This window comes from Arthrobacter sp. 10T419 (genome assembly GCF_056394105.1).
The window spans coordinates 203924-229845 of sequence record NZ_JBFTHF010000001.1; the positions used below are offsets into that span (position 1 = coordinate 203924).

Annotated in this window: 23 protein-coding genes; 10 read left to right on the plus strand and 13 right to left on the minus strand. The window is 68.0% G+C overall.

Features of this window, described 5'->3' with window-relative positions:
• Positions 1-56 precede the first annotated feature (56 nt).
• From AC1DBD_RS00985 to AC1DBD_RS00995, 3 genes are read left to right on the plus strand one after another with little or no spacing between them, the layout of a single operon-like run.
• Positions 57-1991: an ATP-binding protein gene (locus tag AC1DBD_RS00985; protein WP_476909294.1), complete on the plus strand. Its 1935-nt coding sequence runs from the start codon at positions 57-59 to the stop codon at positions 1989-1991.
• Between the two features lie 53 nt (positions 1992-2044).
• Positions 2045-2434 (plus strand): ArsR/SmtB family transcription factor, encoded by a 390-nt coding sequence (locus tag AC1DBD_RS00990; protein ID WP_476909295.1) that lies wholly within the window; start codon positions 2045-2047, stop codon positions 2432-2434.
• A 12-nt stretch (positions 2435-2446) separates the two neighbouring features.
• Positions 2447-2944 (plus strand): SRPBCC family protein, encoded by a 498-nt coding sequence (locus AC1DBD_RS00995; protein ID WP_441416729.1) that lies wholly within the window; start codon positions 2447-2449, stop codon positions 2942-2944.
• 78 nt (positions 2945-3022) lie between these two features.
• On the opposite strand, the gene AC1DBD_RS01000 is transcribed toward AC1DBD_RS00995, so the two are convergent.
• Entirely contained in the window at positions 3023-3562 is a 540-nt protein-coding gene (locus AC1DBD_RS01000) for a TspO/MBR family protein (RefSeq protein ID WP_476981241.1), read from the minus strand.
• A gap of 93 nt (positions 3563-3655) precedes the next feature.
• On the opposite strand from AC1DBD_RS01000, the gene AC1DBD_RS01005 reads away from it, so the two are divergent.
• The 3 genes from AC1DBD_RS01005 to AC1DBD_RS01015 all read left to right on the plus strand — a co-directional run bounded on the left by AC1DBD_RS01005 (position 3656) and on the right by AC1DBD_RS01015 (position 7158).
• Positions 3656-4435, plus strand: a complete 780-nt coding sequence (locus AC1DBD_RS01005) for an SDR family NAD(P)-dependent oxidoreductase (protein WP_476981242.1) — start codon at positions 3656-3658, stop codon at positions 4433-4435.
• Positions 4436-4558: 123 nt separating this feature from the next.
• Positions 4559-6247 (plus strand): long-chain-fatty-acid--CoA ligase, encoded by a 1689-nt coding sequence (locus tag AC1DBD_RS01010; RefSeq protein WP_476981243.1) that lies wholly within the window; start codon positions 4559-4561, stop codon positions 6245-6247.
• A gap of 2 nt (positions 6248-6249) precedes the next feature.
• Positions 6250-7158: an MBL fold metallo-hydrolase gene (locus tag AC1DBD_RS01015; protein WP_476981244.1), complete on the plus strand. Its 909-nt coding sequence runs from the start codon at positions 6250-6252 to the stop codon at positions 7156-7158.
• Positions 7159-7255: 97 nt separating this feature from the next.
• Here the strand turns inward: AC1DBD_RS01015 and AC1DBD_RS01020 are convergent, their stop codons facing one another.
• Both AC1DBD_RS01020 and AC1DBD_RS01025 read right to left on the minus strand, forming a co-directional pair.
• The gene (locus AC1DBD_RS01020) at positions 7256-9289 is read right to left on the minus strand and encodes a glycosyltransferase family 2 protein (protein ID WP_476981245.1); all 2034 of its coding nucleotides are present in this window, start codon (positions 9287-9289) and stop codon (positions 7256-7258) included.
• Between the two features lie 162 nt (positions 9290-9451).
• Positions 9452-9685, minus strand: coding sequence for a hypothetical protein (locus tag AC1DBD_RS01025; RefSeq protein ID WP_476909300.1), 234 nt, complete (start codon positions 9683-9685; stop codon positions 9452-9454).
• 201 nt (positions 9686-9886) lie between these two features.
• On the opposite strand from AC1DBD_RS01025, the gene AC1DBD_RS01030 reads away from it, so the two are divergent.
• Together AC1DBD_RS01030 and AC1DBD_RS01035 are read left to right on the plus strand one after the other, a co-directional pair.
• A complete protein-coding gene (locus tag AC1DBD_RS01030) occupies positions 9887-10483 on the plus strand; it encodes a DnaJ family domain-containing protein (RefSeq protein WP_476981246.1) in 597 nt (198 codons plus the stop codon).
• A 91-nt stretch (positions 10484-10574) separates the two neighbouring features.
• Complete coding sequence (locus AC1DBD_RS01035) at positions 10575-11342, plus strand: hypothetical protein (protein ID WP_476981247.1); 768 nt, start codon at positions 10575-10577, stop codon at positions 11340-11342.
• Positions 11343-11424: 82 nt separating this feature from the next.
• Here the strand turns inward: AC1DBD_RS01035 and AC1DBD_RS01040 are convergent, their stop codons facing one another.
• From AC1DBD_RS01040 to AC1DBD_RS01055, 4 genes are all read right to left on the minus strand, one after another.
• Positions 11425-12075 carry an NADPH-dependent F420 reductase gene (locus AC1DBD_RS01040; RefSeq protein WP_476981248.1) on the minus strand — a complete coding sequence of 217 codons (651 nt, stop codon included), beginning with the start codon at positions 12073-12075 and terminating at the stop codon, positions 11425-11427.
• A 68-nt stretch (positions 12076-12143) separates the two neighbouring features.
• The gene (locus AC1DBD_RS01045; RefSeq protein ID WP_175323884.1) at positions 12144-12461 is read right to left on the minus strand and encodes a DUF6221 family protein; all 318 of its coding nucleotides are present in this window, start codon (positions 12459-12461) and stop codon (positions 12144-12146) included.
• Positions 12462-12495: 34 nt separating this feature from the next.
• Entirely contained in the window at positions 12496-14370 is a 1875-nt protein-coding gene (locus tag AC1DBD_RS01050; protein WP_476981249.1) for a Na+/H+ antiporter, read from the minus strand.
• Between the two features lie 52 nt (positions 14371-14422).
• Entirely contained in the window at positions 14423-15751 is a 1329-nt protein-coding gene (locus AC1DBD_RS01055) for an ammonium transporter (RefSeq protein ID WP_476981250.1), read from the minus strand.
• 424 nt (positions 15752-16175) lie between these two features.
• Here AC1DBD_RS01055 and AC1DBD_RS01060 point away from each other — a divergent pair, with 424 nt between their 5' ends.
• Complete coding sequence (locus AC1DBD_RS01060) at positions 16176-17654, plus strand: purine-cytosine permease family protein (protein ID WP_476981251.1); 1479 nt, start codon at positions 16176-16178, stop codon at positions 17652-17654.
• A gap of 112 nt (positions 17655-17766) precedes the next feature.
• Here AC1DBD_RS01060 and AC1DBD_RS01065 read toward each other — a convergent pair whose 3' ends face one another.
• The 5 genes from AC1DBD_RS01065 to AC1DBD_RS01085 all read right to left on the minus strand — a co-directional run bounded on the left by AC1DBD_RS01065 (position 17767) and on the right by AC1DBD_RS01085 (position 24609).
• Positions 17767-19224 carry a S8 family peptidase gene (locus AC1DBD_RS01065; protein WP_476981252.1) on the minus strand — a complete coding sequence of 486 codons (1458 nt, stop codon included), beginning with the start codon at positions 19222-19224 and terminating at the stop codon, positions 17767-17769.
• A 119-nt stretch (positions 19225-19343) separates the two neighbouring features.
• Positions 19344-20315: a CapA family protein gene (locus tag AC1DBD_RS01070; RefSeq protein ID WP_476891978.1), complete on the minus strand. Its 972-nt coding sequence runs from the start codon at positions 20313-20315 to the stop codon at positions 19344-19346.
• A gap of 77 nt (positions 20316-20392) precedes the next feature.
• A complete protein-coding gene (locus AC1DBD_RS01075; protein ID WP_476981253.1) occupies positions 20393-21910 on the minus strand; it encodes a carboxyl transferase domain-containing protein in 1518 nt (505 codons plus the stop codon).
• Position 21911: 1 nt separating this feature from the next.
• Positions 21912-23153, minus strand: a complete 1242-nt coding sequence (locus tag AC1DBD_RS01080; RefSeq protein ID WP_476981254.1) for a CaiB/BaiF CoA transferase family protein — start codon at positions 23151-23153, stop codon at positions 21912-21914.
• 64 nt (positions 23154-23217) lie between these two features.
• A complete protein-coding gene (locus tag AC1DBD_RS01085) occupies positions 23218-24609 on the minus strand; it encodes an SLC13 family permease (protein ID WP_476981255.1) in 1392 nt (463 codons plus the stop codon).
• Positions 24610-24740: 131 nt separating this feature from the next.
• Between AC1DBD_RS01085 and AC1DBD_RS01090 the strand changes: the two genes are divergently transcribed.
• Complete coding sequence (locus AC1DBD_RS01090; protein WP_476981256.1) at positions 24741-25442, plus strand: FadR/GntR family transcriptional regulator; 702 nt, start codon at positions 24741-24743, stop codon at positions 25440-25442.
• A gap of 90 nt (positions 25443-25532) precedes the next feature.
• Here AC1DBD_RS01090 and AC1DBD_RS01095 read toward each other — a convergent pair whose 3' ends face one another.
• Positions 25533-25784, minus strand: coding sequence for a DUF2630 family protein (locus tag AC1DBD_RS01095; protein WP_441416748.1), 252 nt, complete (start codon positions 25782-25784; stop codon positions 25533-25535).
• Positions 25785-25922 lie beyond the last annotated feature (138 nt).

Consider the following 25922-nt stretch of genomic DNA (forward strand, 5'->3'; position numbering starts at 1 on the left):
GGCTACGGGTTGAGGAACGGCCAGCAACAACTTCAGTTGTGAGCGAGGGAATCAGCATGACGGTTGCCGAAATCCAAGTGGACCAGCGCGTGATCGGGATCGACTCTCGGCGCTTCGCCTCGGTGGAGAAAGCGCTCGTGGAGCTGATTACCAACAGTGACGACAGCTACGCGCGGCTCGAAAAGGCCGGCACCCACGTCAGTGGCCGGATCCATGTCCGGTACGAGCGGCACCTCACCGGGGCCGTGCTGATGGTCAGCGACCAGGCGGAAGGGATGTCCTTCGATCAGGCCGGCCGGATCCTCAGCTACGGCGGCGCGCACAGCCCGCTCGCGCGCGGCGAGGGTGATGGCCGCGGCTACTTCGGCCGCGGCCTCAAGCAAGCGATCTTCGGCCTGGGCCACGGTTGGATCGAGACCATCCAGGGCGGCCGCTTCACCCGGATCGACGTCTTCCGTGGCGAGAACGGCGGCTACCTCTACGACGACGGCGGCGAGGACCGCCGCGCGTTCCCGGCCGACTACGCCCGGCTGGGGATCGACGAAGCACCGGCTGCCAGCGGCACCCGGGTGAGCATCGTCGTCGACAATCCCCGCGTCCGGATCACCCAGTACAGCACCCTGCTGCAGTCCCTGTCCGACAACTTCTACCTGCGTGCGGTGCTGGGCCGGCGCAGCGTGGAGCTGGAGCACGGCCAGCCCGGATCGGGCGAGCACAGAAGCGAGCCGGTAAGGTTCCAGGAGCCGCCGGCGGACCTGCTGCTCGGCCCGGAGCAGGGCGGAAGCGTCAGCTTTGAAGGCCGGGCGTATCCGTTCACCCTGACGTTGAAACGTGCCACAGGGACCGAGCTGACACTCAAGGGAGACGAGCGCACCAACGGCCTCGTCGTTCTGTCCGGGATGGCCGCACTGGATTGCCAGCTGTTCGCGTTCGAAAACCAGGTGGGCACCGAATACCTCTTCGGCGTCGTATCCTGTGACGCGCTGACCGGGATGCTGGGCCGCGGCCGGGCGATCATCAGCGACGAACGCGAGGGACTGAACCCCCGGGACCCCTTTGTGGCGGCGTTTTCCGAGGCGGTCAGCCGGATGATCGCCGGCGCCGTGCAGGCCGAGAAGGAAAAGCTCACGCATCTTGAGCGCGCCACCACCTCCGGGCGCACCGCCGAAATGATCGAGCACCTGCTGCAGCACATGAACGAGGCCGCCGTCGTCGACCTGGGGCTGGAAACCTCCCCGGCGCCCGGTGGCGGCTTCCCTGCGGGGGAGCGGCCCGCGGCGTTGCGCTTCACCACCCCCTTCTACTACCGTCCGCCGGGGCATCCGTTCCGTGTTTCCCTGCTGCTGGATCCGGCCCGGTTGCCCGACGGAATGCTCACGTTCGAGGTGGACCTGCCCGGCACGCTGCGGATCGAACCGGAACCTGTCCCGATCGCCGTCGGCGCGCTGGGGGAGGCGCGGCGGCTCGAATGGACCGTGACGGGGGAGCGGCCGGACGAACGGGGCCAGGTGACCGTCCGGGCCGGCGACTACTGGGCGTTGTGCGAAATCGTCATCGCCGAACACGCCTCGCACCGCAGTGCCGACCAGCCCCCGCATCATGCGGTGCCCGCCGATGCGCCGGTGCAGCCGGCGGCGCACCCGGAGGCCCGCCGCCCGAGCCGGGACCACGGCGTCGACCTCTTCACCGGCTACGAGTTTCGCAGCCTGCACAACAGTGCCGACCGTGCCGTCTACAGCGTGGACGAACGGAAGGTCATCATCAATACCGCTGCGCCCACGGTCCAGCTGTACGTTGACGGCCGCGGACGCTTCCGCGATTCGGCGCGCCTTTTGTTGGCCGAACTCTTCCTGGACGTGATCGCGGACGAGCTAGCCCGGCGCCGCGTGGAGCAGCACGGCCACGCCGGAGACCTCGAAGCTTTCAGGAGAGCCAAGCGGGACATCATCGGCCGCTACGGCAGCGACATCCACCGGACGTTCCTGGGGTGAGGCGCACGGCCACCCATTGACACTCCTTTGGCGCGGGCCTATTCTACAACCAAATGGTTGTAGATCAGTTGAGTGACGAAGCAGTCGACCGCTTGTTCCAGGCGTTCGCCGACTCGACCCGCCGCGACATCGTGCGCCGCGTGACGGTGGGGGAGTACTCCGTTTCCGGGCTCGCCGCGCTCTACGCCATGAGTTTCGCCGCCGTACAGAAGCATGTGGCGGTGCTGGAACGCGCTTCCCTGGTGACCAAGGAGAAGCGCGGAAGGGAGCAGATTGTGCGGGCCAACCACGCGGGCTTGTACAAGGCCCGCAGTCTGCTCGATGAGTACGAGGTCATTTGGCGGCAGCGGACCGAACGGATCGCCGACTTGCTGGGCCAAGCGGATCCACAAGCCAACGAGAAGTCAGCAGGCAAGGCAGAAACCAGCGGAGCAGAAGCATAGGAAGGGTTCGACATGACAGTCATCAGTTCAGTCAAGAATCTTGAGGCCCTGAGCCTCAGCGTCGTCGCGGAGTTCGACGCCGGCGTCGAGCGCGTCTGGCAGATCTGGGCGGATCCGCGCCAGCTCGAGCGCTGGTGGGGGCCGCCCACCTGGCCGGCCACCTTCGAGAAGCACGACTTTGTCCCCGGCGGCGAGGCGAGCTACTACATGACGGGACCGGACGGGGAGAAAGCCCGCGGCTGGTGGCGCTTTGTCGCCATCGATGCCCCTCGCGGCCTGGAGTTCGACGACGGCTTCTCGGACGACAATGGCGAGCCGGTGGCCGAGATGGGCACGATCCATGGCGTCGTGACGCTGGAGCCGACCGGCGACCGCACCCGGATGACCGTGCTGTCCACGTTCGAGACGGAGGAGCAGATGGAGAAGATCGTCGCCATGGGCATGGAGGAGGGCATGAAGGGCGCCCTCGGCCAGGTGGACGCGATCCTCGCCGAGCACGCCAACGCCTGAGCGACGGGCGAACGCGCCACAGCGCTAAACGGGAGGACGACGGCGGAACTCAGCCCGCCGTCGTCCTTTGGCTTTGACCTAGTTGTTCAAGGCCGCGTACAGGTTCAGGCTGGCCGAGAACACCAGCCACGAAACGTAGGGCAGCATCAGCACCCCGGCCGTCGTGCTGATCGGCCCGAAGTGCAGCACGGCCACGGTCGCAAACGCGGCGTGGGCGGCGATCACAAGCAGCGCCAGCCACAGGGCCGCGGTGCCCATCACCGGATAAAGGCCGAAGAACATCAGCGGCCACAAAAGGTTCAGCAGCAGCAGCCCGCCGTAGACTCTGAGCGCCTCGCGGCGCGGGAAGAGCCGTTGCCGCCACACCAGCCACGCCGCCACGGCCATGGCCGCGTAAAGTACCAGCCACGCCGAGCCGAACATCCACCCCGGCGGGGTCCACGGCGCCGTGTCCGCGGCCGCGTACCAGTCGCTGTTCATCCTGATCGGCAGCGAACCGATTAGCGATACGGCCAAGGAAGCCGCCAGAAAACCGACGAGGGCCGCAATCTGCTGCCGCGGCGGGCGGGTGCCGGGGGCACGGGTGCCCGGGGCGCTTTGTTCAACGTTCAAGAGCACTGACCCACTGTGGACAACCGTGCGCCCTCCCGTCAAACTACGACGGCGGGACCTTGCGCGGTCGTCACCGTCATCTACGTCTGGAAGGACATCATGGGCAACGAAGCTTCATGGCAGGAAACCATCACTCCGGGCCGTTTTGCCGGCAGGACCGTCATCGTCACGGGCGCCGGCTCCGGCATCGGCCTGGCCACCGCGCTGCGCGTCGCGAAGGAGGGCGGCAAGGTCATCGCGGCGGACATCAGCAAGGAACGTCTGGATGACCTCGTGACCCGGAACGCGGGTCTGGATCTTGTGCCGGTGGCTGGCGACATCTCCACCGAGGAAACGGTCGCCGCCGTCGTGGCCGCCGCGGGCGGCCGCGTGGACGCACTCGCGAACGTCGCAGGCATCATGGACAACTTCGCCCCGATCCACGAGGTGGACGACGCCGTCTGGGAGCGGGTCTTCCGGATCAACGTCACCGCCCTGATGCGCCTGACCCGCGCCGTAGTGCCGCTGATGCTCGAGGCCGGCACCGGCTCCGTGGTGAATGTGACTTCCGAGGCCGGCCTGCGGGGGTCCGCCGCCGGCGCCGCCTATACCGCGTCCAAGCACGCCGTCGTCGGCCTTACCAAGAACTCCACGGTGATGTACGGGCCGAAGGGGCTGCGCTTCAACGCGGTGGCGCCCGGGGCAACGATCACCAACATCGTCGCCGACTGGGGCTCCCAGCTGGCCGCCGAGCGGCTGGGCCCGCTGATGGGCGCCAACATCCCGACCCCGGCCACAGCGGCGCAGCTGGCGGCCTCGATCATCTTCCTGCTCAGCGACGACGGCACCAACGTCAACGGTGCCATCCTTGCGTCCGACGGCGGCTGGTCCGCCCTGTAGGACGCCCAACTGACTGGCAGTAGTTGACGTTTTGAGGGCTCATAACGACAACTACTGCCAGCTAGTTGGGTGGGCGGGGCCCGGGATTCGCCCTCAGCCCGAAGTTCGCGAAATGATGTGGGCATGGAGCATACCGACCAGCAGCCCTGGGTGAAGAACTACCAGCCGGGCGTCCCGGCCGAGATCGAATTGCCCACGGAGTCGCTCGTCGCGATGCTGGAGCGGTCCGTGGCCGAGGCCGGAACCGCCCCCGCGCTGGAATTCTTCGGCCGCCGGACCAGCTACTCGGAGCTCGGCGAGCAGGTGGACCGGGCCGCCGAGGGGCTTCGCCGACTTGGTGTCCGGGCCGGCGACCGGGTCGCGCTGATCCTGCCGAACTGCCCGCAGCACGTCGTCGCCTTTTACGCGGTGCTGCGCCTGGGCGCCGTCGTCGTCGAACATAACCCGCTGTACACCTCCCGCGAACTGCGGCACCAGTTCGAGGACCACCAGGCCCGCGTCGTGATCGCCTGGGACAAGGCCGCCGCCGCCATCCGCGAGTTCCCCGCAGACATCGAAATCGACCACGTGGTCTCGGTCAACCTGCTTGAGGCGTTCCCTGCGGCCAAGCGCCTGGCCTTCGCCCTGCCGGTCAAGAAGCTGCGCGAAGCGCGGGCCTCGCTGACCGCCCCAGCGCCGGGAACCACGCCGTGGAAGCAGCTCCTGGGCCACGGCAGGATCGACCCCGCGCACCCGCGTCCCTCGGTGAACGACCTCGCCGCGATCCAGTACACCTCGGGCACCACCGGGCGGCCCAAGGGTGCGATGCTCACCCACTTCAACCTGTACTCCAACGCCCTGCAGGGGGAAGCCTGGATGGCCGGCGCGGAGTACCGCAAGGAAGTGTTCTACGCGATCCTGCCGATGTTCCACGCCTTCGGCATGACGCTGTATCTGACCTACGGCATCCGCAAGCAGGGCCTGCTGGTCCTCTTCCCCAAGTTCGACCCGGACCTGGTGCTGGACGCGATGAAGAAGTCGCCCGCCACCGTGTACTGCGCGGTCCCGCCGATCTACGAGCGCACCGCGATGGCCGCGAAGGAGAAGGGCGTCTCGCTGCGCTCCTGCAAGTACTGCATCTCCGGCGCCATGAACTTGCCGGACCATGTCGTGGAGCTCTGGGAATCCGTCTCCGGCGGCCTGCTGGTGGAGGGCTACGGCATGACCGAATCCTCCCCCGTGGCGCTCGGCAACCCCTTCCACCCCACCCGCCGCACCGGGACCATCGGCGTGCCGTTCCCGTCGACCCTGATGAAGGTCGTCGACGTCGACGACCCGACCGTGGAGGTCCCCCAGGGCCAGCCTGGCGAGCTGCTGATCAAGGGCCCGCAGGTCTTCCAGGGCTACTGGAACAACCCCGAGGAAACCGCGAAAACCCTCACCGCCGACGGCTGGCTGCGCACCGGCGACGTCGTGACCGTGGACCCGGACGGCTTCACCACCGTGGTGGACCGGGCCAAGGAACTCATCATCACCGGCGGTTTCAATGTGTCGCCCACCGAGGTGGAAGCGGTGCTGCGCCTGCACCCGGATGTCAGGGACGCCGCCGTCGTGGGCAAGCCGCTGGAGCGCGGCGGAGAAATGGTGGTGGCCGCCGTCGAACTTGAACCGGGCACCGCACTGGACGAAGACGCCCTCCGCGCCCACTGCCGCGAGCACCTCGCCGGCTACAAGGTCCCGCGCCGGATCGTCCCGGTGCCGGATCTTCCCCGCTCCATGCTCGGCAAAATCCTCCGCAAGCAGGTCCGCGAACAAGTCCTGCCGGGACTGTAGCCATGGGAGCCTCCGCAGCGATCGACTTCACCGCCGAAGTGCCCCGGCCCGGTGGCCTCAACGTGTCCTGGATCCACGGCTCGGAGTCGGCGAAACACAACACGGACCCCGATATCCAGGTGCACGCCTATGACGAGCACACCTTCGTGCTGCGCCAGAACATGGCGGTCAATTACGAGGCGCCGTTCATGTTCCTGCTGTTCGGCAATGCCCGGGCCGTGCTGATCGACACCGGCGCCACGGCCTCCGCGGAGTTCTTCCCGCTGCGCCGCGTCGTCGACGGACTGATCGACACCTGGCTGGCCGCGCACCCCCGTGAGGGCTATGGGCTGCTGGTCCTGCACACCCATCCGCACGGTGACCATGTTGCGGGCGATGCCCAGTTCGCGGGCCGGCCGGGCACCCTTGTGGTGGATGCTGAGCAGCGCAGCGCGTGGGAGTTCTTCGGATTTGAGGACGACGACGGCGGTCCCGCCGGCGGTCCCGCAGGCGCCGCAGACCGGCGGTCCCGGGTGGACCTGGGCGGCCGGGTCCTGGAGTGCTGGCCCAGCCCGGGACACCACAGCGCCGCCGTCACGTTCTACGACCCGTACACCGGCATCTTGCTCACCGGAGACACCGTTTACCCCGGGCGCCTCTACATCCACGACTGGCCGGCGTTTGTGGACACGATCGACCGGCTGATCCGATTCTGCGCCACGCACCCCGTCAGCCATGTCATCGGCTGCCACATCGAAATGTCTCGGGAACCCGGCGCCGACTACCCGATCTACACCACCCACCAGCCGGACGAACCGCCGCTGCAGATGTCGGTAGAGCAGCTGCGGGAGCTCGGCCGGGCGATCGACGTCGTCGGCGGGCGTCCCGGCCGCCATGTCTTCCCCGGCTTCGTGCTCTGCCTGAACAACTGAAAAGCCCCCGAGATGGCACTTCGCGGCAATGTTTGGGCGCAACACTGCCGCGAACTGTCATCTCGCTGTGCGCGGCGAGGGGCCAAGGGGCCTGTTGTCAGCGCCCCCGCAGGGACGCGGCAGCGGGTACTCCGGGCGGGAATTCGGGCAGCGCCCCGGCGGGCGTGTGGAAGATCCACAGCGAGAGCGCACGGTGGACGGCCCAGTCGTCGTCGGCTGCCCGCAGGGAGGCGACCTGGGATCCGTCCGGTTGCTCCGTGAGTCTGACGACCCGCAGCGGGACCGGGTCCGCCTCCGGCAGCCGGAGCATGATCACGCCGGACGCTGGAAGTGTTCCGTGCGGGAAACGGACGGCCGCGCCACCCACTGAAATGTCCAGAAGTTCACCCCTGGTGCCCGCTGCCTCCACCGGCGCCGCGACTTCCACGCGATAGGCGTTGCGGCGGGAGGTGGCGAATTCGACGGCCCGGATCCGCCGTGTGCCCAGAACCAGAACAGCGCCGGCCAGCACCAGCCACGCGCCCGACGCCACCGTGGAACCTGCCGTGGTGCGCCAGGGAACCAGTCCGGCCAGCCCGGCCGCAGCGTAGAGAATGACTGCGGTGATCAGGACAACCATCACGATCAGGATGCGTGGCGTGCGGCCGCGGAGCCGTGAATCCGCGGCTCCCTTAGGCGTGACCTGGAACTCGAGGACGTTGCGGGACATAAGCCACCAGAAACATGCCAGGCCCACCGGTACGCGGAAGATCCGCAAAGCGAAGGCTGTGGGCCAGTGGATTTCGTTCCGCATGAGTTGCTTCGAACCCCAAAGCCGCACTGTGAACATGACCAGGAAGACCCCGAGGAACAAAAGGGGCCCGGCGGTGGAGGTCTGCGCCCCGGAAACCATGATCAGGACCGGAATCAGGAAGGCCACAAGCGTTGCGATGCCCTCCAGCCACCACAGCGTGCCGTTGAGGTACTCGTGGTAATTCCGCCACGACATCCAGCCCTTTGCAGCCCACAATTTCTCGTGCACGAGGATCTGCATCGCCCCCATGCCCCAGCGCCGGCGCTGCAGCAGGTACTGGTCCGGCGTCGCCGGTGCAAGCCCGACGGCGAGGGTCTGGTGGTGGTAGACGGTCCGCCAGCCGCGCCGGATGAGTTTCAGCGTGGTGTGCATGTCCTCGGTGATGGTTTCGGTGGCGACGCCGCCCACCTCTTCCAGCGCACTCACACGCAACAACGACGTCGACCCGCACCAGAACGGTCCTGCGCCGGGGACGTTACGGGAGGCCATGAGGACGTTGAAGAAAGTGCCCTGCTCGCCGGTGATGCCGTCGTCGTCGAATGCGCCGCCGTTGTAGAACGACTGCGGACCCTGGATCAGGGCGACCTCTGGGTCTTCGAACCAGCCCAGGGTAGCGGTGAGGAAAGTCGGAAGCGGAACATGATCGCAGTCGAGCACCGCAATGATGTCTATGCCGGGGCCGCCCGCGGCACGGTCTGCGGCCATAAGGCCCAGGGCGTGGTTCATGTTGCCGGCCTTGGCATGGTCGTGGACCTCGCGGCGGACATACCGGGCGCCGTAGGCCGCGCACATTTCCTCCACCCAGGGCCGGTCACCGTCGTCGAGAACCCACGTTTCGTGCGCCGGGGCAAGCTCACAGGCCGCCGCCACCGTGGGCGTTAGGACTTCGATGGGCTCGTTGTACGTGGGGATCAGGACTGCCACCCGCATGCCGTTGGGGGCTTCGGCCACAGGGGCCGGCGGGTGGCTGTCGATGTTCCACACGGACCACGCCTTCAGGATCAGGCCGGCCAGCGGCAGGGCCTCGAAGGTCAACAGAATCCAGGCGATGGTCAGGTTCCACTCGCCAGACGGCAGCGTGAACAGCAGGCGCCAGGCCAGGTACAGGACCAGGGCAGCGATGGCGGCGATGCCGCCCACGTGGGCCAGCCGACGGGACCTGGGCGCCTCCGGCCCGGGGGGTCCCAGCCGGGCGGCCCAGCCGGCAATACCCGCTCGGGTCAGCGACGTGGCGTCGAGTGGCGCAGGGCGGGATGGCGGTGCCGCACTGGTGTTGGCGGCGGGTGGTTCTTCAGACGGCGCGCTTTCGGAGCGCAGCCGCAGGGCCTCACGGGGCACCTGATCTCCCTCAGCTAGATCGGCTGCTAAAAATCTGATCATAGCTGCGGGGCGGCGCGCCCGGCTGAGGGTGCCGTTTTTCCTTGCAGAAAACTGCGGCTGTGCCGCGGGCGGGCCGTTTTTGCGGGGCCGTTTTCGCGGGGTGCCCGCGCGGTTGCGAGCCTAGTGAACTGCGATGGTCTCCGCTTCCTCGGGCTCGACAAAGCTGCACGCGCCCGGGTGGCGGACCGGCAGGGTGCAGGTGCGCCCGGTGGGCAGATGGACGTTGGCGCAGCGGCCGGCCATGGCCACGTCTTCCCGGACATGGGTGACGTGCGTGCTGCTCAGCTCGTGGGGCGAAGCGCCGCCGCTGGAGGGCAGGGGGCTGTCGGACGGATTGTGCTCTTGGCTGTTCACGGCTGAGACTCCTTGGGATCTGCTGTGCAGGAAGGGTTCTGTGCTAATCCGAAGTCACCAGCCTCGCACGGGCGGATTAACGCCGCGTTACCGGGGGGTTAGGTTCCCGTCTCATCGCTGCCGCACCTTTTGCCGCCGCCTTGATTTGCGCATACTTGAACCCAGATTTGGGATTCCGGCAGCCGGGAAGGACGGTGGCTCATGAGCGGCGGGGGAGGCTCGGCGTTCCGGCGCCGGGTGGAACGGGCGGCCGAGTTGCGCTCCATCCGGGCCAGCGGCAGCACGGTCCAGGAGAACGACGAGTTGAGCGCCGCCGAGGAGGAACTCAGGCAAAAACGCGCAAAGGTAGACGACGCGGCCAAGGCCGAATACCTGATCCGCGACGCCATGGCGCAGGGGAAGTTCGACAACCTGAAGTACGCGGGCAAACCCATCCCGGGCCTCGGCGAAGTCTACGACCCGGACTGGTGGGTGAAGGGTTTGCTCCAGCGCGAGAACATCACCGGCCTGGGCCCGACGGCGATCCTGCTCCGCACGGAGGACGCCGGACTCGACGCCCGCCTGGATGCCCAGTTCACGGAGAAGCAGGTGCGCGATATCCTGGCCGACTTCAACGCCCGCGTGATCGACGCCCGCCGGCAGCTCCAAGGCGGCCCGCCGGTCATCACCAAGACCCGCGGCGTCGACGCCGAGGTGGCCCGCTGGCGCGAACGCCGGGCGGCCCGGGCCGCCGTCGTGGCCCCGGCCGAGCCGGAACCGCAACGGCCTTGGTGGCGCCGGCTCTGGAAGCGCGGCTAGAACGCTGTGGTCCCGGGCGTCCAACCAGCGTAGCCTGCGATTAGAAGAACCCATCGCGCAATTGCGCGTCGGCACGAGGCGGGCGATGCCCATGAAAAAGTTGGGAACCGAGGGCAGCCAAAGCCCGCGGCCGGCGGATTCGGCCGAGCCGCGGCAGCCGCCACCTGCCCGGTTGCGCCTGGGCTCCGCCTTGGCGTTTGCCGGCTTCGCGGTCTCCGTGGTTGCCGGGCTGTTTCATGCCGATTCGGCCAGCGCGAACGACCACCCGGCGACCTTCGCCGAGTACGCCCGAAGCGGCATCTGGACCGCGGTCCACCTGGGTCAGTTCGCCGGTATGGCGCTTCTGGTCGCCGGGTTGCTGGTCCTGCTGATGATGCTGAAGGCGCCGGAGGGGCCGATTGCCTGGGCGGCGCGGTTCGGTGCTGTTGCGGCCGTGACCGCGCTGGCGCTGTACGCCGCGCTGCAGGCCGTCGACGGGGTGGCCCTCAAGCAGGCCGTGGACGCCTGGGCTGCCGCGGCGGAACCGGAGAAGGCAGCCCGCTTTGCGACCGCCGAGGGTGTCCGGTGGCTGGAGTGGGGCATGCGGAGCTACCAGAGCTATGTGCTGGGCGCCGCGCTGGTCCTGACCGGCGCCGTGGTTGTCGGCGCGGGCGGGGCCGCCCGACTGGCCGGATATCCGATGGCGGTCTCCGGGCTGGCCTACCTTGCCCAGGGCTGGATCATCGGCTCCGAGGGATTCTCGGCGGCAAACACCATTCCCACGCTGGCAGGAATAGCCCTGATCCTGGTGTGGTCCGTGTGGCTGCTGGTTGTTGCCTGGCCGAAGCGGGCGCCGTCCCTCGGCCGCACGCCACGGTGAACCCGGCCGTTCAGGCTGCGCGAAGTGGCAGTTCACAGCAGTGTCCAGGCCGAACACTGCCGTGAACTGTCACCTCGGCGGGCTAGTGCGCGCGGACGGTGCGCGGCGCCTTCGCCAGGTTTTCCCGCAGTTCGGCCGCATTCTGGCGGACGACGTAGGCCGGGCGGTCCCGTTCCACGCGCCAGCTTTCGGAGAGCGGGCCGATGTTGACGGTGTCGAAGCCGAACTCGTCGTAGAGCCGCGTCACAAGCTCCGCCGCCTCCGGGAAGTCGCTCGCGGTGGCCAGTGCGCGGCGGTTCTCCGTGCCGGCCGGGGAGCCGTCGGTGGCGATCTGGGTGGACATGATGTGGTTGAAGCCTTTGGCGACCTTGGATTTGGGCAAGTGCTCCTGGAGCAGCCCCGAGGTGGTGGCCTCGCCGTTGTCGAGCGCCGGGAACCGTCCGTCGCGCTCCCAGTAGTAGTTGTTCGTGTCGACCACGATCTTGCCCGCCAGCGGTTCCGCCGGGATGTCCTTGATGTTCTTCAGCGGGACCGTGACGACGGCGAAATCGCCGGCCGCCGCAGCCTCCGCCGCGGTTGCCGCGCGGGCGTGCGGGCCCAGTTCGGCGACGAGTTCCGCCAGGGTTTCCGGCCCCCGGGAGTTGCTGATCACGACGTCGTAGCCGAGCTGGACCGCCTTCCGGGCGAGCTGGCTGCCAATGTGTCCTGCACCGATGATTCCGATTGTTGTCATATTCGGGCTAACGGCATCCCGGGCGCGGATATTTCAGGGGACGCGGGCCGGGCGTGGCGGGCCGCAGTTCAGGGGTGCAACCAGCCTTGCTCGAAGTCCGGGTGGTCGTAATAGGGCAACGCCAGGGCCTGCAGGGAGCGCTCCATCCAGTCCAGCGACCGCGGCGCCCAGTGGGCCTCCTGGAGTGAGTCGCTGACCATCGAGGCCAGCGCCGACTGCCGGGCCGCTTCGACGACGCCGATCAGCCTCCGCTTTGCCTCGCATTCGAGCAGCAGCCGTTGTTCGTACCATTCGCCGGATTTGGAGACGGTCCGGTCGCTGAGGAGTGTCCGGGCCGCCGCCTCGTCCTCGGAAATGCGCTCGGACAGAAACTCAACAATGTCCACAAACCGAGGGTACGCGCGGCGGGCGGACTTGGCATCACCCGAGCAGGTCGTCCTCGTAGCACCAGCGCCAGTCCTCGCCCGGTTCGATGCTGCGCATGACGGGGTGGCCGGTCGCTTCGAAGTGCCGGGAGGCGTGCGTGCCGGGGGAGGAATCGCAGCAGCCCACGTTCCCGCACGCCAGGCACATCCTGAGGTGCACCGGCGTCGTGCCTTCGCGGCGGCAGTCCGCGCAGAAGGGCTCGCGGGGAACGTCGGGGTCGGGTGCGGACTCGAGGTGGCCGCATACCCCGCCGGGCCTCGCGATCCCTTCGCCGCCGCCCTCGGCGGGGGTGTCCAGCTCCTCAAGCGAGATGTCCAGCATGGATTCCTCAACGTCGAGCCGGTCCAGGACCTCGCTGAGAACCTCGTGGGCGTAGGCGCCGCCGCGCCGCAGTTCCAGCACCTTGGCCCGTTCGGCTTCCAGCATGGCGAGCCGCAGCTGGGCATAGCGCTGGCTGGGGGTCGCGGCCTCCGACGTCGGCCGGCCGAGCCGCTCCCAGGCCGCCAGCCCGCGCTCCTGGGTGCGCCGCTTGAGCATGGCCACCACCTCCGGCGGGTCGTTGTCGGTGCGCAGTTCCTGCAGCCGCTCCACCCCGGCCGCGGTGGCCAGCTGCATCAGGGACGCCTGGTTCAGGGCATCCTCGCGCTGGTCCGGGCCCTGGACCCGGAGCAGCCGGACCAGTGCCGGCAGGGTGAAGCCCTGCAACGCCAGCGTCCCGCCGACCACCACCATCGCGGCCAGGATCAGCACGGACCGGTGCTCCAGGTCCGCGGGCAGCACCAGCACCGCGGCCAGCGTCACCACCCCGCGCATCCCGGCCCAGGACACGATCGCGGCGAACTGCCACGGCGGCGCCGGGTCATCGCGCCGCACGCTCGGAATCAGCCGGGGCAGGTATGTCGCCGGGAAGACCCACACCGGCCGGAGCAGCAACACCGCCAGCAGAATCACCGCGCAGCCCGCCCAGATCCGGCCGGCGCCAAGCGAGTCGTCCTGGATGCCCTCGATGATGGTCCGGACCTGCAGTCCGATCAGCAGGAACACGGAGTTTTCCAGCAGGAACTGCACCGTGTTCCAGTTGCTTCGCTGGCTCAGCCGGGCCGCGCCGTTGGGCATGGAAGGCGCTTTGGTTCCCATTACGAGCCCGGTGACGACGACGGCGAGGACACCGGAAGCGTGGATCGCCTCGGCCGGAAGGTAGGCGACGAACGGGGCCATCAGCGACGTCGAGGTGTTGATCGCGACGTTGCGGATCCGCTTGCGGAGCTCGGTCAGCACGTAGGCGGCAGCCAGGCCGACCACCAGCCCGCCGCCGGCCGCGAGCAGGAAGCCGCCGGCGATCCCGGCCGCGGACACGGTCCCGGCGATCGCCGCGATGGCGGCGCGCAGGCAGACCAGCGCGGTGGCGTCGTTGACCAGGGATTCGCCCTCCAGGATGGTAACAATCCGGCGGGGCATGCCCACCTTCCGGGCGATGGCCGTCGCGGCCACGGCATCCGGCGGTGCGACGACGGCGCCGAGGGCGATCGCGGCGGCCAGCGGGATTTCCGGGAACAGCCACCAGACCACGAAGCCGACGGCGAGGGTTCCGAAGATGACGTAGCCCACCGAGAGCAGCGCGATGGCGCGGCGGTTGGAACCGAAATCGAAGAGCGAGGTCCGCAAGGCGGCGGCGTAAAGCAGTGGGGGCAACAGCCCGACGAGGACCAGCTCCGGGTTCAGCTCAATGCGCGGGACAAAGGGGAGGAAGGACCCCGCGACGCCGGCCAGCACCAGCAGCAGGGGAACGGAAACGTTGAGCTTCCGGCCCAGTGCGCTGCCGGCACAGACAACGGCCACGAGAACCAGCAGTCCGAGGGCGAGTTCCATGAGGCCATTCTGTCAGGCGGTTGATTCGGCCGTGCTCCGTGCCCGGCCGCGCTTAGGCGAGGCTGTCTTCCTTGACGCGCTCCTGCTGGCCGTGCGGTGCAGCGGCGGCGTGGTGCGCCTGGGCGTGGTGGCCGAACGGGTTGAAGCGGCTGTGGGCCAGACCGTCGAATTCGTAGGCGGTTTCGGCGTGCTCGGAGCGGTCCACGCCGGCCACCTCGGCTTCGTGGCTGACACGGAAACCGACGGCCTTGTGGATCGCGAGCCCGATGACCGCCGTGGCCAGGCCGGACAGCGTGACAGTGATCAGCACGGCGACCGTCTGGGCGACCAGCTGGTGCAGGCCGCCGCCGTAGAAGAGCCCTCCGCCATGTCCGTCCGCCGGCAGGGCGATGAGGCCGAGCGCGAGCGTGCCGATCAGCCCGCCGCCGAGGTGGACGCCGACGACGTCGAGCGAGTCATCGAAGCCGAACTTGTACTTCAGGTCCACGAACACGCAGCAGGCGGCGCCGGCCACCAGGCCCAGTCCGACGGCGGCGAGCGGGCTGACGTTGGCGCAGGAGGGAGTGATCGCGACGAGGCCGGCCACCACGCCGGACGCCGCACCGAGCGAGGTGGGGTGGCCGTGGCGGACCTTTTCGACCACGAGCCAGCTCAGCATGGCGGCCGCGGGGGCGGCGAGGGTGTTGACCCAGATCAGGCCCGCCTGTTCCACCGTCGTCGCGGCACCGGCGTTGAAGCCGAACCAGCCGAACCAGAGGATCCCGGCGCCGAGCATGATGAACGGAATGTTGTGCGGGCGGTGTGCCGGGTCCTTGCCGAATCCGTGGCGGTTGCCCACGATCAGGACCAGGACCAGGGCGGCGGTGCCGGAGCTGATTTCCACCACGGTGCCGCCGGCGAAGTCGATCACCTGGCCGAAGACGGAGCTCACGGCCCCGCCGGCGCTCATCAGCCCGCCGCCCCAGACCATGAAGGCCAGCGGGCAGTAGACGACGGTGATCCAAACCGGAACGAAGAGCGCCCAGGCGGTGAACTTGGCGCGGTCGGCGATGGCGCCGCTGATCAGGGCGACGGTGATGATCGCGAAGGTTGCGCTGAAGCCGGCCTTGAGCAGATCGGGGGAGCCCATGAGCCTGGCCAGCCCGAAGTCGGCGAAGGGGTCCCCGAAGATGCCCAGGAAGCCCTTGCCGGTGGTCATCGAGTAGCCCCAGAGTACCCAAACGACACCCACGATGCCGGCCGAGACGAAGCTCATCATGATCATGTTCAGGGAGGCCTTGGCCCGGGTCATGCCGCCGTAAAAGAGCCCGAGGGCGGGGGTCATCAGCAGCACTAGGGCTGCCGAGAACATGATCCAGACGTTTCCCGCGGTGAGTTCCACCTGCGTTCCCTTCCAACAAATCGCCGTACCGGGACACCTCGCCGCCGGTCCCCAACCGGGTTCAATCCTCCCGGCGGCGTGTTTCAGGCAGTCGGGCGCAACGTTGCGGGGAAGTTACAGAAATCGTCCCTTCGTGAAGGGCACGTGTCGGGTTTGTTTCGGGGAGGTAAACGGCGGCTATCCGGCGCGGTTTCCCAGCCGTTTCGACGGTTCCGTGCACACCGGACGTTTCCTACCGTCGAACCGGCAGGGAACCGTCGAAACGGGTGCCGGCCGGCTGCGGAAGAATCGGGCGGGAGCGTGGGCATCAGTCTGCCAACTGTCCGGAATCCCGGACACAAGCGCCGGCTACCCCCGTGATGCAGATCACGGGACGTGCTCAGATGGACGGACAAACCCACCCAGATTTCTAGTGAGGACGAGCATGCAAGCTTCGACACGAACGGAAACCGCCGGGGGGCGCGTCGAGCGCCGCTCCATCGACTTCGTTCCGGAAAATGAACGCCACGGATCTCCCGGGCAGCAGTTCACGCTGTGGTTCGGGGCGAACATGCAGATTACGGCGATCGTCGACGGCGCCCTTGCCGTGCTGTTCGGCGCCGATGCGCTCTGGGCAATCCTGGGGCTTCTGATCGGTAATCTGCTCGGCGGCGCGGTGATGGCTCTGCACGCGGCCCAGGGACCGAAGCTCGGCCTGCCGCAGATGATCTCCAGTCGGGCCCAGTTCGGCGTCTTCGGGGCGGTGATTCCGCTGGTGCTCGTCATCATCATGTACCTCGGCTTCGCGGCGACCGGTACCGTCCTCGCAGGCCAGGCCATTGATCAAATCACCCGCACCGGAACCCCCGCCGTGGGCATGGTGATCTTCGGCGCGCTAACGGTGCTTGTGGCCACGCTGGGCTACAAGTACATCCACGTGCTGGGCCGCATCTCGACCGTCATCGGCGTACTGGGTTTCACCTACCTTGGCATCCGGCTCTTCGCGAGCCAGGACGTCGGGGCCCTTCTCGCCTCCGGCACCTTCGAGTTCCCCACTTTCCTGCTCGCCATCTCGCTGGGCGCCGGCTGGCAGCTGACCTACGGTCCCTACGTCGCGGACTACTCGCGCTACCTGCCCTCGAAAACCCCGGCACGGAAGACCTTCCTGGCCGCCTTCCTCGGCACCGTGCTGGGCTCCCAGTGGTCCATGACGCTCGGCGCGCTGTTCGCGTCGCTGGCGCTGCCCAAGGGCCAGCGGTTCCTGGACGGCCAGGTTGCCTTCCTGGGCAACCTCAGCGGCGGCGGCCTGATCGCCGTCGTCATCTACCTGGTCATTGTGACCGGGAAGCTGACAGTCAACACCCTGAACGCCTACGGCGGCTACATGACCATGCTGACGTCCGTCACGGCCTTCACCCGCAAGACCGCCGCCCCGTCGCGGACCCGGTTCGCCTACGTGATCGGCTTCATCGGACTCACCGTGCTGATCGCCATGCTGGCCTCCCCGGACTTCCTCGCCAACTTCAAGAACTTCGTGCTGCTGCTGCTTATGGTCTTCATTCCCTGGAGCTCCATCAACCTCGTGGATTACTACCTGATCTCCAAGGAAAAGGTCGACATCCCGGCCCTGTACGACCCGAACGGCCGCTACGGACGGTGGAACAAAACGGCGCTGATCTCCTACGCGATCGGCATCGCCGCCCAGATTCCGTTCCTGGCGCAGACGCTCTACACCGGCCCGATGACCAAGGTGCTGGGTGGATCCGACATCTCTTGGCTGGTGGGCCTTGTGGTCACCGCCCTGGTGTTCTACCCCCTGGCCAAGCGCAACTCCAACGCGCCCGCAGAGATGATCTATCCGAACGACGCCGGCGTCGCGGCGGAGCCGCCGGCCGGCCGGCTCGCAGGCGCTCCGGTGGCCTGACCCACCGTCGGCTCCCGCTCCGCCGTTTCGACGGTTCCGTGCACCCTCGACGTATCCAAACGTCGATTCGGCAGGGAACCGTCGAAACGGACAGCGTGGCTGCGGCGGCGCCTCAGAGCCGGGTGATTTGAGTCAGATAGCCGTAGTACTTCGCACCGGCCGGCCGGAGCGGATCTCCAATGAACCCGAAGTCCGGGTGCCGGCTGTTGTACGACTCGGCGGTGTCCAGGAACTGCTGGGTGACCTCCGCGCCCGATCCTTGGCAGGCTCCCTGGTCGATGCACAGGGCCACTGCGCCTGCCACTGCCGGACTGGCGAAGCTGGTGCCATGGTTCACGCCGTAGCCACCGGGCACGGTGGACAGGATGCACACACCCGGCGCGGCGACCGTGTGCTCCTTGTCCCTGGCGTTGACGGCGAAGTTCGAGAAGAACGCCGGCCGGTCGTCCAACTGTCCGAGGCGCCGCCAGTCATCACGGCCGCACAGGCTGGCAGCGAGTCCGTCGGGCTTTCCGTCGAAGTCCGCCATGGCGGTCGCGGTCAGCACCTCGTGGTAGGCCGCGGGGACCGTCCCGGCGAGGTCCGCGGCCGAGTTTCCGGCTGCGACGGCGTACGCTACGCCGGCCCTGACCGAGCGGCAGATCGCGTAGTGCATCGGGTCGGTGCCCTTGCCGCAGTTGGCGGTGTCGGAGCCCGGGCCGCCGATGCTGATATTGGCGACGGCGATGTCGTTGTCCTCGTTGTCGTCCTTGTGGGTTGAGGTCACCCAGTCAATGGCGCAGATCAGGCTCTCCTCGGTGATGGAACCGGTGTTGGAGACGACCCGTACGGACCAGAGCGGGGTGCCCGGTGCCACGCCGATGATGCCGGAGCCGTTGTTGCGGGCACCGATGACACCGGCCACCGACGTGCCGTGGCCAAGCACGTCAATGGGCGTCACTTCGACCGGTTTCCCGGAGGTGCAGTCGATCCCTCCCTGGACGTTCAGGTCGGGGTGCTTGCCGTCGATGCCGCTGTCGATGACCGCCACATTGACTGCGGAGCCATTTTCATTGCCAGTGCCGGCACGTACGGCGTCCTTGGCCGCTTCCGGATCGCCGCCGATCCGTTGCCACCACAACGGAGCGATCTCGGTGTTGGGTGTGGTGGGCTCTTCGGGCTCCTCGAAGTGCCGGCCGAGCGTGACGAAATCGACGCTGGGATCGGCGGCGAGGTTCTTGGCCTGGCTGGCCGTCATGGTGCCGGCGTAGCCGCTCACAGCGCTCCGGTACACGTTGGAGCCACTGAAACCGAACTTGGCCTGCTGGGCCGCGGCCAAGGCCCCGGCATCGCCGGTGCCGTCCTTGAGCACGACAATGTAGCTTTGTGCCGGTTCGGCGGCGGAAGAAGGTGCAGCGGCCGCCAGGCCCCCGCCCGTTACCAGCAGGAGGGCTGCCAGTCCGCCCACGAAGCGCCGCGGCCGTGTGCCGTCCGGCGGGGGAGCAGCAGCGCCGGGCCGGGGACGGCGCCAGCCGGGATCCACGAATGTTTTTTGCACGTGCGGGAAAAGATTGCGGATAGTGGTAAACATCGTGGCCTCCCAGTAAGCATGGTGCTTTTCGAGTGCCCCCCGTCCATATGGTAGGCCCTGCAGCGCGGATTAATCAGGGGCTATCGGACTCCCCATCCGGCGGCCGGCGGCAGCGGCGGCTACGCCAGAGGGATTTCCAGGCACCTTTCGCCGGCATTCCAGCTGCTTCCGGTGCCCAGCTCCCCGCACAGCCGGGACATCCGGTCCGCGACATCCCGGGCGTCTCGGACTGCCAACCGGGCCTGGAAGTCGGCGATGAGGGTGGGAAACAAGCGCAGCTGCCGCGGCGCCCCGCCGTCGGCCTCCAGCAGGAAGATGAAGGAAAAGTCGTTGCGCTCCTCGGGGTCCACCGCATAGTCATCGACGAAGTCCCCGGCGCCGTAGATGATCGGCCGGTTCCGGTACACCTCGACGCCGCGGAAGATATGCGGCGAATGCCCGAACACGACGTCGGCGCCCGCGTCGACCAGCCGCCGCGCCAGTGTGCGATGCTCGGGCGGGGCGCCGGAGCCCCAGTTGCCGCCCCAATGCGCCGAAACGACGAGCAGCTGGACTCGCGACTTGGTCCGCTCCACCAACTCGAGCAGCTGCCCGACCCGCTCCCCGCGGTCTGCAACAGGGACGTAGTACACGCCTGGGGACCCGGGCGCTGCCTCCCAGTCCGGCTGGTTGTCCGTAAACGCCACGAACCCGACGGCGGTGCCGCCGACCCTGCGGACGGCCGGGCGCCGGGCCGAGGCCGGGTCCGTGCCAGCGCCCGCATGCAGGATCCCGTGCCGGTCCAGTGCAGGCAGCATTTCCCGCAGGGCGTCCGGACCGTAATCGAGGACGTGGTTGTTGGCGAGCGACACCAGGTCGATCTGCGCGGAGACCAGGCTGCGCACGTTCTTCAGGTCGCTGCGGAAGGTGAAGACCTTGCCGGGCTCGGGTCTACCGCCGTCGGCCAGCACGCATTCCAGGTTGGCGATCCTCACGTCCGCCCGCCGCAGGACCGGCAGCGTGTCACCCCAGGGATAGGCGGGACCGGCGGTCTTCAGGTAGTCGTTGACCAGCCGGCCGAGCATGACGTCGCCCAGGAACGCGATCTGCATGGCACCAGCATGGACCGCCGGCCGGGCAAGCGAAAGGACGACGGCGGAACATTCCCCCGTCGTCCCCTCCCTATGCCCTAGGCGCGGAGCCTGCGGCCCAGATTCGCGTATTTTTCGAGCCGGCGCGGAATGAGTTCGCCGATCCCGGAGGCCGAGACGAGGGAGAGCTCGTATTCAATTGCCTGTCCCATCCGCCGGCAGAACGCCCGGGCCTCCAACGCGGCGTCGGGGCGTTCGTCAACGATGTGGTCTATTAGTCCGTTGGCGTACAGGGCCGCGACGTTGACGCCCTGGGATGCGGACATCGCCGGCGCAAACTCGGTGCTGCGGTGCACGATGGCGCTTGCCCCCTCGGGCGGCAGCGGGGACAGCCAGGCATGCTGGGCTGCCACGGTCCGGTCGGCCGGCAGCAGCGCCAACGCACCGCCTCCGGCGCCCTGCCCCAGCAGCACCGAGACGGAGGGCGACTGCAAGCCGATGAGGTCGTGGAGGGACCGGGCAATTTCGCCGGCCAAGCCGCCTTCTTCGGCCTCCTTGGACAGCGCCGCGCCGCCGGTGTCGATGACCGTCAGCAGGGGCAGGCCCAGCTCCTCCGCCAGCCGCATGCCGCGCCGCGCCTCACGGAGGGAAGCCGGTCCCATGGCCGTCTGCTGCGACGGCCTCGGCCGCGAGTGGCCGAGTACGACGCAGGACCTCTCGCCAAAACGGGCCAAGGCCAGCAGCAGCCCGGGGTCCTTCTCGCCCTGGCCGGTGCCGTTGAGCGGCAGGACGTCCCGTGCCCCGTGGGCCAGGAGCTGGCGGAGGTCGGGCCGGCGGGGATTCCGCGAAATCTCAATCGAGGTCCAGGCCCCGGCGTCCGAGGGGGCCACGCTGAGAGTCGGCGGCGGACCCACCGGCGCCGGGGAGCCGGGGCTGAGGATATCCAGCGCACGGTTGACGATATCGGGCAGTTGCCCCGGCGGAACCACCGCGTCGACGAGTCCTTTGTCGAAGAGGTTCTCCGCCACCTGGACGTTCTCCGGGAAGGGCGTGCCGTGCAGCGCCTCGTAGACCCGCGGGCCAAGAAACCCCAGAAGCGCGGCCGGTTCCGCCACGGTGATGTGGCCGAGCGAACCCCAGGAAGCCATCACGCCGCCGGTGGTGGGGTGGCGCAGATACACGAGGTAGGGAAAGCCCGCCTGCCGGTGTGCGCGGACGGCGGCGGTGATCTTGATCATCGACAGGAACGCCAGCGTCCCCTCCTGCATTCGCGTGCCGCCGGACGCAGGTCCCGCCAGCAGAGGCAGGCCTTCCGCGGTGGCCCTTTCGACAGCCAGGACGATTCGTTCGGCCGCGGCGGCCCCGATCGAACCCGCGAGGAAACGGAATTCGCTGACGATCACGGCGACCCGGCGGCCGCGGATCAACCCTTCACCGGTGAGGACTGATTCGTCCACGCCGGATGTCTCACGGGCCGCCGCCAGCTCCGCCCGGTAGGCGGGGCTTGGATCCGGATCAGTCACCGGTTTGTCCCAGCTGCGGTAGGAGCCCGGGTCCAGCACCGTGGCTATCAGCGCAGTGGCATCGAGGTGTCGGACCTTCTGCTCTGCCAGCATGTCAGTGCCCGCCCCGGCCCTGGGCGCCGGCCGCCGTCGGGACGCCCGTGGCGCTGTCCAGCCAGCGGCGGATGTTGCCTCCGTCCTGGTCCAGCAAGGGTGGGGCGCTGTGCGATGTCAGGGTGGTCTCCCGTGCGTCGCCCGGGTCGAAGAACCGCAGCGGGGGGCCGGGCAGGCTGATTTTTCCCAGGACCTGGTGGTCGACGTCGATCACCAGGCCCTGCGAGTGGACCTGCTCCCACTGGTAGACCTCGTCCAGGGGCCGCACCTTTCCGGCCGGGATGCCCACCTCGTTCAGCCTGGCCAGCAGGGGCTCGGCTTCATAGTCGGCAAAGGCGTCCTCGACCGCCTCAATGACCTTTTCGCGGTTACGCACCCGGTCAGCGTTGGTGGCGAACTCCGGCCGGGTGGTGTCGATCCCGAACGCGCCGGCGAAGCTCTTCCACAGCTTCTCGCTGCCCACACTGATCTGCACCTTGCCCTGGCGGCAATGGAACAGCCCGTAGGGGGCGATGGATGGGTGGTGGTTACCCTGTGCCTGCGGCAAGTCCCCGGCGACGGTCTGCCGCGTGCCCTGGAACGCATGCACCCCGATCAGGGCCGAAAGCAGGGAGGTCCGGACGATCTGCCCCTTGCCCGTCCTTTCGCGCTGCAGCAGTGCGGCGAGGGTGCCGAAGGCCCCGTACATCCCGGAGAGCAGGTCGGCGATCGGCACCCCCACCCGCTGGGGATCGTCAGGCCCGGAACCGGTGAGGGACATCAGTCCGGCCTCACCCTGCAGGATCTGGTCGTAGCCGCTGCGGGCGGCCTCCGGCCCGTCATGCCCAAAGCCGGTGATCGACAGGATCACGAGTGCCGGGTTCAACGCATGCATTTCCGACGTCGAGAATCCGAGCCGGTCCAGGACGCCGGGGCGGAAGTTCTCCACCACGACGTCGGCCTTCGTGAGCAGTTCCCGCAGGATCTGGCGCCCGTCGTCGCTCTTCAAATCCAGGGCGATGGACTCCTTGTTGCGGTTGCAGGACAGGAAGTACGTGGCCTGCGGGTCGTCCTCGGGGCCTACGAAGGGCGGTCCCCAGCCGCGGGTGTCGTCCCCGGTGCCGGGGTTTTCAACCTTGATTACCCGAGCGCCGAGATCCGCCAGCATCATCCCGGCGTGCGGGCCGGCAAGGGCACGGCTGAGGTCCACCACGAGGTAGCCGGCCAGCGGGCCAGCGTTGGGGAGGTCGGATTCCTTGCTCATAATCGATCCTTTTCTTTTCAGTTCCAGGGTGTGCGGTGGGTGCGCCGGCATCGGCCGGGGGCAGCTACATCCAGCCGGGGACAACCATGACAAGCCAAGCGATGGCCGGCCCCGCGACGACGACGACGCCGCTGTAGGCGAGGATCTGCTTGTAGAACTTGTCCTTGTCCACGTCCTCCGGAGCGTTGGCCAGCACCAGGGCGCCGTTGGTGGAGAACGGCGAGACGTCCACGATCGTGGAGGAGACGGCCAGTGCGGCGATCACGCCGATGGCGCCGATTTCGCCGCTGGCCAGGAACGGGACTGCCAGCGGGATGAGCGCGGCCAGGATGGCGGTGGAGGAGGCGAAGGCGGAGACGATGCCGCCGATGTAGCAGATCAGCAGGGCCGCGAGCAGCGGCATGCCGAGGTCGGCGACGCTGTTGGAGACGAACTTGATGGTGCCGGCCTCTTCGAGCACGCCGACGAAGGTCAACATGCCGCAGATGAGCAGGACGGTGGACCAGCTGATCTTGTTCACTGCCCCCTTCTGGGCCTCGGGTGAGACCAGGGCCAGGATGATGGCGATGGTGATGGAGACGAATCCGACGTCGACCTTGAACCCGAGTGAGATCACGGCCAGCGCGATCAGGCCGAGGACGGTGACCAGTTGCGGAACGGTCGCCCGGGCGCCGGCGGAGGTGGCGGCGGTACTGTCGGCAGACGAACCCGCGCTGCTGCCCTTGGCGGACACGCTGGCGGGGGAGATGTCCGAACCGGAGCCCTGCAGGGTGACGCCGGCCGTGCGGGCGCCGACGCTGACTTTCATGCGGGTCTCGGCAGCCTGCTCGATGAGCCGGCCGGTCTTGGAGGAGAGCAGCTTGTTACCGCCAAGGACAATGAACAGCACGAGCGCGATGACGAGGTTGAAGAAGAAGCTCGCCAGGAAGATAGCCATCGGGCTCGCAGCAAGGTCCGTCTTGGCGATGATGCCGTTGACCGTGACGCCGTAGACGGCGATCGGCGAGAACCCGCCTGCCTGGGCGCCGTGGATCACCATCATGCCCATCATCAGCGGGTTGATCTTGTGCTTCGCGGCAAAGCTCAGGGCGATCGGCGCGATGATGGCGACGGCGGCCGGGGACAGGGCGCCGACGGCGGTGATTAGCGCGGTGATGGCGAACATGACCCACGGAATGAGGGCGACCTTGCTGCCCACCATCCGCACGGCGCCCCGGACCAGAAGGTCAATGGTGCCGTTGTTCTGTGCGATGGCGAAGAGGTAGGTCACCCCGACGATCGTCAGGAACAGCCCGCCGGGGAAATTGGCCAGAATCTCGTTGGTGGACATGCCAAGGAAAACCGAGCCAAGCAGGAAGGCGCCGACAAAGGCCAGCGCACCCATGTTGAGGGGCAGCACCGTGGCCAGCAGGAACATCACCGCCAAGACGATGATGGAAAGCACGGGAGCGGACATCTTTGTTCCTCCGGGGACTAGTGTGATGTGGATTACAGGACTACTGGCCTAGCCTCTTAGACACTAGGTGAGTTTGTCAATACGCCTCAGGGATAGGATGGGGGAGTCGCTACGTCGGGAGGATGTTGGAGATGGCAAAGAAGTCTGAGGTCCCGGAGATTTCCCGTGTGTCCAGGCCGCGTCTGTACGAGCAGCTCGTGGCGCAGCTCCTGGACTTCATCGAGTCGGCCCAACTGGGCCCCGGCGACCTCCTGCCGGCCGAGCGGGACCTGGCCGAACGGCTCGGGGTCTCCCGCGCCACGCTGGCCCAGGCGCTCGTGGCGCTGGAGGTGCTTGGCGTGATTGACGTCCAGCACGGCACCGGAGCCGTCCTGGTGTACCGCCCCAACGTCCCCGCGGTGATCAAGGGCCTGCGCGAACACCGCAGCAGGCTTCCCGAGATTGTCGAGGCCCGCAGCACGTTGGAGGTCAAGCTCGCCGAACTAGCGGCCGCGCGGCGGACGGACCAGGACATGCAGGCGATTGACGCGGCGATTGACGTCATGGCCGAGGAGGTGGCCGCAGGCTCAAAGGGTGCGCGCGGGGATGAACTCTTCCATCAGGCCGTCACGGCCGCCGCCCACTCCGCGGTCCTGGGCCAGCTGATGGCCTTTATCGCCGAAATGATCCTGGAGACCCGGATCGAATCCCTCGGACAACCGGGGCGCCCCGAGCAGTCCATTGCCTCACACCGGAAGATTGCGGATGCCATCCGGGAGCAGGATGCCGCAGGCGCTGCCGAAGCCATGTTGGCCCACATCGACATGGTGTCCGACGTCGACCTGCTCAAGTAGTCGGAGCACCGGCGGCAGGGGCTGCCAAGACCTCCGCCGGGTAACCGGGGTTAGAAGAGGCGATGCCGCCGGGGACCGGGGCTGTGGGAACTAGCCGTTGTAGCCCTCGACCTGCGTGACCGGGCGGGCCTCCGCATCGTCGGGATTCTCGCCGTATTGCCTCTTGGCCCGCCGTTGCCGCAGCAGGTCCCAGCACTGGTCGAGGTCCTCCTCGAGCTGCCTGAGCCGAAGCCGGTCCGGCACGTGGTCGTGGTCGGCGCTCGCGGACTCGGCCTGTTCCCGGAGCCCACGTTCCTCGTCCACAAGGGCGGTGATGCGCTGGAGGATGTCCCGTTCGTCCATGGTGTCCTACTTCCTGCGGTCCTGAAGCTGTGGATACACGCCAGCGTAATCACGGGCGTGCGTCGTGACCAGAGGACGGCCAGTGAGCGGACCCCGCCGAGCGACGGGGCCCGCACGCTGAGCCTTCCGAACTGAGCC